The 14,997-nt window shown below is 66.8% G+C and carries 1 protein-coding gene (running past one end of the window); it reads left to right on the top strand.

The window, feature by feature from the left end; genetic code table 11:
- On the top strand, positions 1–14,948 hold the end of the coding sequence (locus ID574_RS01445; protein ID WP_188186923.1) for a UvrD-helicase domain-containing protein. It extends 15,787 nt beyond the left edge of the window; only the last 14,948 of its 30,735 coding nucleotides appear in the window; the start codon falls outside the window, past its left edge; it ends in the stop codon at positions 14,946–14,948.
- Positions 14,949–14,997 lie beyond the last annotated feature (49 nt).

Consider the following 14,997-nt stretch of genomic DNA (forward strand, 5'->3'; position numbering starts at 1 on the left):
AGGCGGCAGTCTCGGCCACGCTGCTGTTGCGTGACCACGCCGCGCGGTTCCGCCATCTGAACGATCTCGACCTGGACGCCGTCAATGCGAGCGTGCGAGCGGCCGCCGACGCAGCCGACACCTACGGTCACCTCGATTCCGGCCAGCACACCGAGCGCATCACTCACCTGACCATCGTCCTAGCGAGCCTTGCGAGCGAATGTCGCCGCCGTGGCGGCCCGCCGGTGCCGACCCCCGCTTACCGCAATGGCTGGCAGATGGCCCTTCAGATGATCGCCACCGGCGACGTCCCCGACCTGGAGGAGGAGCTCAGCTTCGACACCTACCGCGGGGCCCGCGACTACACGATCGGCCGTGACGACGCCCTCAACCAGCCGGACCCGACCGTACGGGAAGTCGATGAGGAACGGCTCAGCTGGCGCGAACTGCTGGAAGCCTTCCTCGACGCCGAAGACAGAGCCCCCTACCGCGCCTCGACCCTGCCTCGCGCCATCGCCTCCCTCCACGACCGTCCAGAGGCGCGCGAGGCAGCTAGCCGCGACATGACTCACCTGCTGATGGCCCTCGACAGGGCCGACGCCGGCGCGGTCGCCGACCTCTGGGCCAACATCTCCGACTACCTCACCGACGCCACCGAGCGTGGCATCGACTACGCCGCCCACCTCCATGACGAGATCGCCGGGCTGCTGCGCACATCCGGCTACCAAGCCCCCTCCCCGCAGCTACGGCAGCAACGCGCCAGCTGGCAAACCATGTCCGGCCAAGAGCTCGCGACGGCACTGCGCGACCTGCCATCCGGCGACCACCAGGCGCGGCGCGAGCTCGAACAGATCCTGGAGACGAGCGGCTGGCAGAGCTCTGGCCTGCCACGCGCCGGCACCGCCCACCTCCTCGACCAACCGCAGCAGCCCACCGCCGACCTCATCGGCCGCCGGGTGGCCTACAACGCCGAGTACGGGCAAGTGCTGGGCATCCTGCAGCGAGACAACGACGGCGACTACAGGATCGTCTTCAAAGAGGGACAGGGCGAATCCACCCTCTACCTGGACAGTGGCGAAAAGATCGGCATCGTCGCGCCCGACGACCCCCGGCTGCGCGAACTCGACCCAGAGGACCTGCTCACCGACGAGCTCGACGCCATCATCGACGGCCTGGCCGTCCAAGCCGGGCAGCACTGGAAGCACGAACACCGCTTCGGAGACCCAGGCTTCGAGGACCTCCTGCGGCAGCATCGCCGCTATCTGCTGGTGTGGCAAGAGCGGCCCGACCGGACCGAACCATCCGTGCAGGCTCTCGGCCCTATGTTGCCCTGGCACCCTGGCGAACCCCTTGAACCCCGCTTCACCAGCGCTGATCAGGTGCGCCAGCACCTACTCCACGGCGGCGACTCCCCGCTTCTGCCTGATCGAAAGGCCGCGCGCGAGCTGGCGGCAGCCCAATGGCGGCTGACCGCCGATGGCAGTTTCCTGCTCGTTCCCGACGTCGACGACGGCGTGTGGTGGGTGGCCCACACGGGCAGCGGCCAGATTCTGCACTTCCCGCAGCCGAACGAGGCCACGGCCGAAGAATTCGCCTGGGAGCTCAAGCACCTGCATGACGGCCACCAGCTCATCGACTGGGATCAACCCCAAGCCGCGCTGCGCCTGCAAAAGCTCAGCACGAGCCGAACCCTGTTCGGCGCTAACAATCGCGCCACCTTCCATGCCGCCACACCGACCGAGCCGAGCACCAGGCAGAACACGCCCGGCACGGCCCAGGTCGGCTCATCACTCCTGGCCGACCACCCGGTCACCTTCCCTCCCCGGCAGGCACCACAGGAGACCCCGGACACCACGATCGCACCGGACGCCCTCGGCCGTGCTCCTGGCGATGACGGCCAGGACCTGATGCTGTGGCCACAGCGGCACCAGGGACCGGACATACTGGTGCCAGACGGCAGCGGAGGTGTCGATGATGGCGATGAACCAGTACGGAGCACAGGCCAAGGCGCACTGGGAGAAGCACCTGCCGGAGCTCCTAGCGACACTGCCCGATCCGCAGGAGTTCTTCACGGACCTGGGCGAGAAAGCGGAGCAGGAGGAACAGGACCGTCTGGAGGAGATGCGGGCGAACCGGGCGACGACCAGCAGCTTCATGACCAACCTGGGCCTGGCCAACAACGACCGGATGACGGTGCGCGACGACATCATCCGGTCGATGATCTTGGTGGACCCGCAGGACTCGGAAGCGATCCAGGCGCTGCTGAGCTAGTCACCTTCCGCCCCACCGGCCAGGACGACCTCGCGCCGGCGGGACCGAGGGCCAAGCTCCAGGCCAACCTGGAGGCCTTGACCGTGCTGAACCGGCTGGAGGCCGAGCAGCGGCCAGCCACGCCCGAGGAACAGCAGATCCTGGCGCGCTGGTCAGGATTCGGCTCCCTGGCGGAGAAGGTGTTCAAGGACCGCGACCAGGCATATGCCGCCGCCCGTGAACAACTGCAGGACCTGCTCGGCGATCGTGACGATCGCGCGTTGCGGCGCAGCACCCAGAACACGCACTACACCGACGCCGCTCTGGTGCAGCAGATCTGGCGCGCCGTCCAAGCGATGGGCTTCGAGGGCGGACTGGTCCTCGAACCCGGCTGCGGCAGCGGCAACTTCATCGGCTTCGCCCATCCCGAGGCGCAGGTGGTCGGCATCGAGCGCGAGCCATTCGCCGCGGCGATCGCCTCCCACCTGTATCCCGACGCGGTCATCCGCACCGAAAGCTTCGCCGACACCCGGATGCCTGACGACAGCTTCGACCTGGCCATCGGCAACGTACCCTTCGGCAAAGCGGCCCCCACCGACCCACTGCACAACAGCCAACGCCACGCCATCCACAACTACTTCATCATCAAAGCCCTCCACCTGGTGCGACCGGGCGGCCTGCTCGCCTTCATCACCAGCCGCTACACGATGGACGGCACCGAGCAAGGACCCATGGCCCGCCAGGAAATCGCCGAGCAGGCCGACCTCGTCGGCGCCATCCGACTCCCCAACGGCGCCCATGAGCGAGCCGCAGGCACCGACGTCGTCACCGACCTGATCATCCTGCGGCGGCGCGAACCCGACCGCGAACCCCACCACCTCCTCTGGCAAGAGGCCCGCAAAGTCGAACTCGACGGCCACGAGGAACACGTCAACGAATACTTCCTGCACCACCCCGAAATGGTGCTCGGCACCCTCGGCACCGGCCAAGGCCCCAACCGCGACGGGCAACTCGTGGTCCGGCCCCCGCAGGACCTGCACGCCGAACTGGCACGCGCCCTGGACGAGGTGGCCGAACACGCCCGGCGCTACGACCTCACCCACACCCCGCGCGAGGCCAATGACCAGCCCGCCCTGGACACTTTCCGCATCAACCCGCATGAGCAGAACTTCGAAGGCTTCATCACCGCCACCCCCGAAGGCGGGTTCACCCGCATCGTCAACGGCTTCGCAGAGCCCTACGACATCCCCAAGACCCAGATCCGCGAGATCCGCGACCTGCTCAAGCTCCGTGACGTGCTGCTGTCCCTCCTGACGGCCGAGTCCTCCTCCGCAGAAGACAGCCCAGCCCTGGAACGGCTACGCCAGGAACTCAACCGCCGCTACGACGCCTACCTGCGCACCTACGGACCACTCAACCGCCACAACATCGGCAAACGCAAGAACAAAAAGGGCGAAGAGCGCGAATACAAGATCCGCCCACCCGTGATCAGGAGGTTCCTGCAAGACCCGTTCGGCATCACCGTCCAAGCACTGGAGCACTACGACCCCGACAGCGAGCAGGTCTCCAAGACCGACATCTTCACCCAGCGCGTCGTCAAACCCCGCTCCCGGCCCGAGCACGCTGAAACGCCCGAAGACGCGCTCGCGCTATGCCTCGACGCCCACGCCGAGGTGCGACTGAGCGAGATCGCCGACCTACTCGGCCTGAGCAGCCCCGAACAAGCCCGCCAAGCGCTCGGCAACCTGGTCTATGAGGACCCGATCGAAGACCGGCTCGTGCCAGCGGGCGAATACCTGGCCGGCAACGTCCGCGTCAAACTGCAGCAGGCCCAATCGGCCGCCGAGATCGACCCCACCTACCAGGCCAACGTCGAGGCCTTGACCGCCGTACAACCGGAGGACCTCGGCGCCGCCGAAATCGAAGCCCGCCTCGGCGCGATCTTCGTCGCCCCCGAGTACGTGCAGCAGTTCCTGCGCGAAACCCTGCAAGACGACTCCATCAAAGTCACCCGTGACCGCGGCGTGTGGAAGGTCAAGGGCAGCGACCGCAACAGCGTCCTGGCCACCGAGGTCTACGGCACCCCCCGCGTCAACGCCCTGGACCTCGCCCGCAAGCTCCTCAACCTGCGCACCATCGAGGTACGCGACGAACGGGACGAGTCCGACGGCGGCGGCACCGTGGTCAACTTCGAGCAGACCGAAGCAGCCCAGGCCAAAGCTGAGGAACTCAACGCCCGCTTCGGCGAGTGGGTATGGGAGGACACCGAGCGCGCCGACGAAATCGCGCGACTGTACAACTGGCACCACAACGCCATCGTGCTGCGCAGCTACGACGACGTCACACTCAGCACCCCCGGTCTCAACGAAGCGATCACCCTGCATCCGCACCAGCACGCGGCCGTGGCCCGCATGATCTACGAGCCGGCCGCCGGCCTGTTCCACGACATGGGCGCCGGGAAAACGCTAGAAGAAATCGTCGGTGTCATGGAACTCAAACGGCTCGGACTCGTCAACAAGCCGGTCATCGTCGTCAAAAACCACCTCCTCGACCAATTCGCCAAAGAATTCCTTTGGGCCTATCCGCAGGCCAAAATCCTCTGCGGAGACAACGACGACCTCTCCGACCGAGGCGGCGTCAAAGGCGAACGCCAGCGAGAGTGGATCAGCAGATGCGCCACCGGCAACTGGGACTGCGTCATCCTGACGCAAAATGCCTTCAAACGCATCGCCATGACCGAAGACGCACGCACCGACTACCTGTCCTGGGTGCGTGAAATGTTCAACGCCGCCATCGAAGAATGGGAAGGCGTCGAAGAATACAAGGTCAAGGAAGCCGAGCAAGTCCTCGAACGCTTCGAGGAAAAGATCAAAGATCAGACCAGTGACTCCAAACATCGCGGATTGACCTGGGAGAACACCGGCCTCGACTACATCGTGATCGACGAATCGCAAGACTACAACAACCTCTGGACACCATCCAACGTGGATGGCATGTCGATCGATGGATCCGATCGCGCTGCCGATCTGGAAATGAAGCTCCGATACACCCGAGCACACCATGGGAAACGAGTCGGCACCTTCGCGACCGGCACCGACGTCACCAATAAGATCACCCAGATCTATGTCATCCACCGATATCTGCGCCCCGACCTACTGGAAGCGCAAGGCTTCGACACCGCCGACTCGTGGTTGGCCACCTACGCCGCCCCGCAGGTCCGTTTCGAACTCAAGGCGAACGGCTCTTACCAGCCCAAGGTCCGGGTAACGCAACTGGTCAATGTCCCTGAACTGCTGCTCACTTACCACAGCTTCGCCGACATCAAAAGTTACGACGACCTGGGACTCTGGCGTCCAGCCATCGTGGGCGGCAAACCGCAAATCATCCTCGTCCCGCGGTCGGCCGAACTCGCCGACTTCCAGGACGTCCTCGCCGAGCGCTATGAAGCCGCCAAACAAGGGCGGCGGGAAAAGGGCATGGACACGGTTGTGGCGGTCATTGGCGACGGCATCAACGCCGCCCAGGACGTGCGCCTCGTGGGCCTGTCCACTGACGAACAACAGAAAGTCGATTACGCCGCCGATGAAATCTACAAGGACTGGCTGGCGCACAAAGACGACGTCTACCTCGATGACAATGGAGAACCCGACCCCGTCAAGGGCAGCCTGTTTCTAGTATTCTGCAACATCGGCGTCCCGAACAGCACCGGCAAATTCAGCATCTATGAGGAGCTGCGCACACTTCTCATCCAGCGAGGTATAGATCCGACTCTCATTCGTTTCATCCACGAAGCGACGGATCGCCGCAAAAAGAGCGAGATGTTCGCCGCCTGCAATGCCGGTCACGTGCATATCCTGATCGGGAGTACTGAACGGATGGGCGTCGGCACTAACGTCCAAAAGAGAGTCGCTGGGCTCTACAAATTCCACGGACACTGGCGCCCCGACTATCACGACCAAGAGGACGCCCGCGGCCGCCGTCAGGGCAACCAAAACGAGGAGATCTTCATCAAGGTCTTCCGCACCCAGAAGTCGTACGAGCCTTTCCGTGACCAAGCATGTGAACGGAAGGCGAACTTCCTGCGCATGCTGAAGAAGCGCGACCCCCGGGTGCGAATTTTGGAGATCCCAGACGATGACACGCTGCGCTTCGCTGCGTTCGCCTCAGCCGGCGCCGACGACCCCCGACTGATGGAAAAAGCGGAACTCGAGGCGACCGTCGCGCAGCTCAAGCGTCGCCGTGGCCAGCATTCCCGCAAGCTGAACGATCTCAAGCTCACCATCCGCCGGCGCGAACGGGACATCCAGGACACAGTCGATGATATTTCCAGGCTGGACGCCGCACTGGAGCTGTGGACTCCCACCAGAGGCGACGCCTTCGCCATGGTGGTGGACGGCCATACGCACACCAAGAGAACCGACGCCGCCGATCATCTGCGTGCCTTTATCGCCACTACCCTCAAGCGCATCCCCCGCGGCGACAACCTCGAGCACGTCCCAGTCGGAGAGCTCGGTGGGTTCCGCCTCACGGCGAACTTCTATCCGACATATCAAAAATCGATCTGGTTCAGCTTCCCGGACGCTGTGGGCGTGAAGACAGTTTCGGTGGATCATCGTGACCTCGGCGACGGGATCGGCCTCGTCCGCACGCTCGAAAATCACTTAGCTGCCATGCCTGAGCTGCGCAACGACTGGCAACAAGACATCGAACGGGCCCGCCGAGACATCGAGCAAGCCACTGCCCTGCTCGACAAGCCGTTCCGGGAAGCGGACTTGCTGAACGACCTGGAACAGCGCATCAAGGAGATCAACGACGAACTGAAAAGAGACAACCCGGGTACCCCCCCGGCTACGGCCTCGGCACCCAGCGGGTCTGGCGGGTCCCGAGAAGGCCGCGACCTGGCCCGGCAGCAGGCACAGATTACCGCGCTAGGCTTCAACGCCCCCGACGCCGACGCCTTCGCCGACTGGTACAGCCAGACCTACGGCGGTAAGCCCGCGACCGCCCAACCTTTGATCAGTCAGACCTATTACGAGGAATGGCTTCCGCAGCAGGGCCCCCACCACCCGCTGCGCACCAGCGTGCCGAGCACCTTCCCGCCCATCGCCTTGACCGCACCAGGCCAAAGCCCACCCGGCCAGGCCGCTCCCCCTTCAGCAGGCACGTCCGCCGCGGCCGCAGCGCAGCCAGCCGAGACCGAAACGACGCCACCGAGCCTGCCCGGGCCCATTCTCGACGATGTGCGGGCGCGGCTCCTGGCCCTGTCCTTGGCCTCTGCCGATGTCGCGGCCTGGGCCCATGCCAACCATGAGGACAACTTCGCCTGGGCCTTCCGCGGATGGCTCACCGAACAGGCAGCTGAGCTGGCCGCCTCCCTCCAGGACGCGGGAGCCTTCACCGATCAGGACCGCACGCTCATCGACGAACTACTCAGCGCGCGATCGGCGACGATGACGCGGCTGCTGGACCAGTTGACCCCTCAAATGTTCCGCGCGCACCGCGCCGGCCAGGACATCCAGGCCGCTCACGGCGAGCCGACGTGGCTGGTGTACCGGCTGACCAACCTGTCCGACGGCACGCCGGTACAGGACCTGGCCGGCGATGAGCTGTTCAGCATGCTGCACGAAGCGATCGCGGCGAAGAACGAGCTCATCCATGTCCGCGACGATGGCGCCATCGAGATGGTCTCGATCAGATCCGGTCACGACCTCGACGGGGGTGACTACCTGGCCACGCCCATGACACCCGAGGACTCCTGGCAGTGGCTGACACAGCACCCGCAGGATCTCGCCGGTCTCGCCCAGAACCGCTCCTGGCAAACCACTCAAGTCAGGGGCCAGCAACAGCTCGTCAAGGACGCGATCGCCCACACGCTGGCCCACGAGGAAAGCCGCGTACCCGATTCCCGGGCGCAGCTTGAGAACTGGCTGACCTGGCAAGCCAGCGTGGGCAATCCCGAGGTGCACGAGGAGGTTCGGCAGCAGCGCGAGTCCTACGAGGCCTTCCGCGACAACTTCGACGCGCTCGCCGCCGTCCAGATCCATCACGCCCTGACCCGCGGTGTTGAGCCATCCGTCCTTCGGGTCACCACCCATGAGACCTTCGCCGCGGCATGCCAGGCCGCCACCACCGCGGCCGGTGAACTTGACCAACGGCAGTACGTGTGGCGCGCGGGAGACGTCTACGTGGCAGCCGACATGCTGCCCGCCGCCAACCACGTCTCCGTCACATCATCTGGCGAATGGGCCCAACACCTGGACGGCGTTACCGTAGTCCTGCCCGAGCCACCCCGCACCGAACCAGGGCGGCCAGCCGTGGAAAGCCCATGGCCGGCCTTCAGCGGCCTCACCGGCTATCTGAGCGCCGACCACCGGCCCGAATCCATCGCCCACGCCCAACAACAGTTGGCCCAGGCGTACGTGGCCTTCATCGCCGCCTGCCTGGATGCCGGCCTCGACCACCATCCCAACAGCGCCGAGCTCCACCCGCTGACCGTACAGATCCGGCTCCACATCTACGCCCTCACCCAGACCGACAACGAGCCTGCCACCGCCGCCCAACACCTGATGCACGTTCACCAGGCCGCCACCGACGTAGGTGACCTGGCCGACAGCGACCTGCGCACCGCCGCCTACCTGCTGATGGCCGCCGCCGAGACCCACGGCGCCCGACTCCAGCCTGCAGCCACCGGTGAGCCTGCTCCGAGCGTCACACCCTTGGACCTGGAGGCGGCACAAGCCGCACTGTCGAACCCGAGCCCGTTCCTGACCGGCACTGAACATCAGCAGGTCCAGGCACAACTGCTGGAGTCGATCAGGTCCTCATGGCCGATCGTCGGCCGGACCGGGTCCAACAATCTCACGACACAGCTCGTCCGGCGCCTGCACGCCGTGCTGACCACCGAAGAAGTGGCCGAAGCGCGTCCGGTCGAGCGCATGATCGGGCAGTGGAACCGGATCGTAGCCGACACCCTGATGGCGGCCCGCCATTGCGATGACCCAGAACAACGGTTCGCACTGACAGCCGTAGCGGGAGAAGCGGTCGCCTATCACCGGCGGCTGCGAGCCTACGCCCAGGCTGCGGAGCGTCGTGCCACTCCCTACACCGATGCTGCCGCCTGGCAAGCAGGGCTACGGCGCCTGGAGCACGCCTGGGAAACGTGGCGGTCCCACAGCCGAGATGAGAACACCACACGTCACCGGCAGGTCGAGGGCGAGCATCATCAGCCCATGCGGGACTTCGCCGATGCCGCTCGCCGGGCCGCGTCGAGCGCCTGGGACCGTCTGCGCCACGACAGCCACAGCGTCGAGGCGGCCTACGCCTTCGCCAGCACGACCTACGATCTGGCCTTAACCCTCGAGACCGAGGCGAGCGGCAACACCGACGACGTCGCGGCCGAGGTCGTCGGCGATCTGATTGTTCTTGCACATCTCCACCACGCCCGCATCGTGGCCACCACACCCGAGTCGGCCCCAGACAGCCCGCTCTTCTCGCCACCTGCGGCCTCGCGTGCCCTCACAGCGACCACATCGCCCGGCCCCACCGGCATCCCTCCCGGTGACGCAGAACCGTACGCCTCCCTGACGGACATGACCGAGGCGGTGCAGGCGCTGCGGCAGGCATTCCTGGACGCCCTCCCACCGGCCAACCAATGGAGCGACGCCATCGCGCACGCCTCGACGGCGCTGCACGACATGACCGTCGTCCCGGACCACGAACGCGGACTTTACGAGGCCACCGGGAAATGGAGCGCGCTGGCCGAAAGCGTCACCAAGGCGCAACAAGGCGCAGGCGCGGAGGACCGAGCGCGGCTGGAAACGCTCGCCCGCGACGCGACCCGGCACGCGAGCCGGCTCAACGCGTGGTACGCGCGAGCCGAGCACCAAGTCGCGCCCTACACCTCCGTGCAACAGATCCTCCAGGACGACCTGGAGCTGTTGCGCCTGTACCGCGCCTGGACGACCACCCCCACAGCCCAGCAGGACCACGACGACCTCACCCGCATGGTCAGTCGCCAGCGCCAGGGAGCGGTTTCCCGGCGCCGAGACGACGGACGCGGCCTTAGCGACAGGCAGCGACGGATAATCGCGCTGGCGGATGCCTCACAAGCGCTGATCATGATGCTCGGCAGCGCGGACTACCGCAGCAGCGCCGACCGCGAGGCGCTCGGGCAACTCGCCGACGCCGCCGCCCGGCACGTCGCTCGCCTGGCGGCCTCGGCGGGCGATGAGTCCCTCTCGACGCGCCTCCAAGAAGCCGTGCAGGCCGACCCCCACTATCACGACCGCCTGCGGGCAGAACGCGTCGCAGCCGCACGAGGCCAGGACATCCCCCACACCGACGCCGAGCCCTCGCGGCACGGCGCGCGCGCCGCCTTGGCCGAGACCATGTTCGCGATCCGGGCCCCCAACGCAACGGACGATCCGCAGCTGGCGACGCACCTGTTCGACCAGCTGTACGACGACGTCGCCACCGGCACGCTCACCCACCTCACCCTGGCCGCCGACGGAACGATCACCTACACCGCAGGCACGGACGCCGGCGCCTCGCCGATCGTCCTGAGGCCGCTCTCCCTTGAGCAAGCCCGCGCGTGGGCCGCCAGCCACCCCGTCGCGGCCCCGCCCCAGCCGCGCCATCCGGACCTTGTGGCCTGCTGCAACCAGATCGTCGACCACGCTTGCACCGACGACCGCTTCCGCCAATACATCCAAGACAACCACCACTTGCCGCTGCACGAGCTCAATCCGTTGCAGCGCTGGCTCAACGAGCAATCCCTGCTCGACGATCGAGACGTGCCCCCCGGCTTCCGGGAGCGGCACAACACCGACGAACCCTTCCGCCACATCATCGATCAAGTCCTCGGCCTGCACATCTATCTGGCGTGTGTGGCCACACGGGAGCCGGACTACGAAAGAACTGAACACGCTTCACTGGCCGAAGCCTGCCAGTGGGCCTACGAACACCGCGGCAACGCCCGCAACGACTACTACGTGTGGCAGCTGCCCGACCACTTCAGCGTCTGCAACTACGCGCCGCATGTCCCCTACTTCGCCCTCGACCAGAGCGGCGCCTGGCGGTGGTTCGACGGCGAAACCACCACTCTCCTGGAGCGCGGGCCCGTACTGGCCTCCATCACCGACCGGCTAGCCATCCGGCCCTACACCGGCCGCAGCAGCATGCGCCAGGCACGCGAGGACCTCCTGCGCTGGGCCCACCAATGGGTGCGTCAGCACGAGCCCAACCCGCGCGACGCAGAGCTCCGCCGGCTCACCGACGCCGTGGCGACCGTCAGCACCGGCCTGGAAACACGCGACCTGCAGGCCGCCCTCGCGGCGTGGACCGCCCTCGCCCACGCCGCCGAGCGAGTAGCCGCCACCACAACCAACCGTCCGCAACGCGACCTGCTCCAGCGACTGAAGGACGGTGCCGACCAGCACCACGCGCGGCTGACGGCCCATCACTTCGACGGTACAGCACCGAAGACCTACGTCGACGCCGAACAACTCAGCGAGGGCGCCCGCCTCGTCTCCTACGCCCTCAAGCTGTGGAAGACCAGCGCAACCGGACGTGCACTGATGCCCGGCAGGGCCTCCACCCCTTCGACACCCGACGGCGTGATGGACGCCGCCACAGCGGCCGCGACGCTGAGAACCGCGCTCGACGAGGCAGCCTTGGGCGACGCACCGAGCGCCGCGCCCGGCGGCACGCTCACGGCGGCAGCCACGCAGAGCGCGCCCGAGCACGGGCTGCGCGCCCTGCGCGTGGCCGACGCGGCGCACCAACTGGCCCTGACCCTCGACCCCGCCGACTTCCACGCCGAGGGAGATTGGGAACTCCTCCACCGCTTCATCTACGTCAGCTACCGGCACGCCGAGCACGCCCAAGCGGCCCCGGCGCACCTGCAGCTCACCACCTGGACCAGCCAGCCCATGTCGCCTGCGGCAGCGCCAATGACGAGCCTGCAGGACGGCGCAGCAGCGCAAGAACCAAGCCAACACCGCGGCGGCGACGCCGCTGTCCCGCCGTCCGACTCCTCCCCGCCGGCCGCCGAAGACCTTCGCTTCGCGTCCCTGGCGGTGCTGCGCGGCCCCTACACCACATCCGCGCAGATCGCCGCAGGCACCGTCCGCATCCGGGACGGGCTCACCGCCCTGCTGGACATCGCCGCCGAACACCGCAGCGACGACGAGCGAACGCAACAGGACATCGAAGCCCGATGCGAGCTCCTGGGCGCGCATCTTCGCACGTTCGACCTGCCCCGCAGCCCGCAGGCCACCCTCGAGTTCTTCCACGACATCGACAACGCCACCGCCGGACTCGGGGATGCCGCCAGCAACTATCTCGCGGCCGCCGCCTACCAAGTCTCCGCGCACGCCAGCAACCACTGCGCCCGGCTGTACGCCGTGATCCAGGAGGACCCCGACGCCGACGACCTCATCACCCAGGCACGGGCACTGCCACTGGACGGTACCGACGTGCGCGTCGCCCGGCGTCAACTCGGCGCGCCCCCCGAGCCCTACATGGACGGCACCGCCCTGGCCAGCCACCGCGAGCTCATCGTGGAGCAGTTGGCCACCTGGCGGCGGCACTACCGCGACCAGACCCACCACGATGCCCGCCCCATCGACAAACTGAACGCCGCCTACGAGACCATCGCCGCCGGCCGGGATCTGCAATCCCTGCGCACCGCCGTGCCCACCTGGCAGGAACTCCGCAACGCCACCCTCTGGGCCGGGCGCGAAGCCTTCACCGCTGAGGAACGAGCGCTGCTGTACGGGATCGCCCGCGAAGCCGCACGCCATCACGAACGCCTAAACGCCTTCGTCGAAACGTATGACGACACCCCCGGCTACCAAACCCCTCAAGAGTTCATCCAAGGCCTGAACGAGGTATCCGCGGCCTACCTGGAATGGGCCACCACCAAGACCGGGAAACTACTGGCGAAGAGCGGAAAGCGAACCCGCGAGGCCAAACTCGACGCCGCCGCCCTCGCCGCCGCCGAACTCCTGAGCGCCTACACCGCGTCGACGTGGAAGCACATCAGCGGGGAGAGACAGCTGGATGAGTTCCTCAACGACCCGGTCACCCGCACACGCCGCTCGGCCGAGGCCGCCTACGAACTCATCCTGACGTTGTCGCGCCCCGGCCACGGAAGCTACGTCGACCAGCGCGATCGCCACGCGCTACGCACCCTCGCCGACACCCTGTACCGGCATGCCGCCCGCTTGAGTTCCTGGCACGACGACGCGGATTTCTGGTCCCAGACACGCGCGCTACTGCTCTCACCCGCAGCCTCAACGCGCGACGCTGCGATGCTCGGACAGCAGCAAGACCACCGTGATCCCGCAGCAGCCGATCCCAGCTCCGACACTTCAACGGTTGCCCAGACGCACGCCGAGGGCATCGTCATCGAGCATGGCCGGTCCGGCACCAGGGTCCGCGGCACCGAACAGCACGACACCGAGGTCCACCAGGCGCTGCACGCCGCCAACTTCAAACTCTCCGGCGACAAGACCTTCTGGTACCTCGACAGCCGCTGGAAGTACCCCACCCGCACCAGGAAAGTCGACCAGCTCACCAAAGGTCTCAAACGCCTGGGCCGCACCTACACCATCACCGAGCACACCCCGCGCCATCAGCCCGTCACCGAAGCCGACCTGCCCACCCTGCCCGAGAGCGTCGCCTTCGCCACCGCAGAGCACGCCAAACAGGGCATGCGCTCCCTCTGGACCCACTACCAGGAACTGCGCGACACGCACGCCGGCCGCAGCATGCTGGACGTCTACTCCAGCGACATCCATCGGCCTGATGCACGCGCATTCGTAGAGGCGTGGCGCCAGATACGACCCAGCAGCGACGCCTTGAACGGCACGCGCGAGGAGGTCACCGAGCGGTTTGTACGCTTCGCGCGCACCGCGCGCATGTTCGCCATGAACCTGCAGCAGGAGCGGAAAAATGCTCCCGTCTTCCTCGACCGACTCCAGCGCCTCATCACCGCAGCCGAGCAAATGGCCGCCGGCATTATCGCCACCGCACACGATCCGGAAGCTTGGCAGCGCGTCATCGGGCCCATCCCCGCCAGCACGGATGGCGACGCGGCCCGCGCCAGCAACGAGGCCAGCGAAGCAGCGCCCGAAACGGCGCCCAAAACGGCGCCCGACGCAGAGCCAACCGGTCCGTCCCATCCCGCCAGCGACCGGCTGGACCGCGACATCAACGTTGCCGCCGGCGTCGACCCGGTCGATCGACACGTGATCGAGGCCGCGCTGATGGCCGGTCTCTTCGCGGACCCCAGCCAGATCGCCGCGCTCACCGACGTCATCGACGGCGTTCCGATCCTGACGCATCCGGCCTTCGAGATGATGATGGACGCGGCCGTCGAGATGACCCACCAGGGCCTGCCCGTAACCCTGGACGGGGTCATCTCCTACGCCGGATTGAGCGAGGATGATCTGACCGGCGTGCGTGCTCTGCTGGCTCAGGCAGAGACGGAACTCAACATCGACGACGGCGACGCCCTGGGGTATGCGGTCCAACTGCTGGAGCACTCCACCAGTGAATTGGCCTCTGCTCACCTCACGGTCCTGCGCGAAACGAGTCCGAGTACCGACTCTCCCGCCTCGACGGGCCGCCGCCCAGCACTCCAGCATGACCAGCCCGCGACCTACACTCCCCCGGCTGCCGAACCCCCCGGCTCCTCATACGGTATGGGGCTGTGACTCGATCCGTTCAACTGGTCACGTACGCCGCCATCGGGCGCACGCCTGA

Source organism: Nonomuraea sp. SYSU D8015 (genome assembly GCF_008065375.1).
GTDB lineage: Bacteria > Actinomycetota > Actinomycetes > Streptosporangiales > Streptosporangiaceae > Nonomuraea.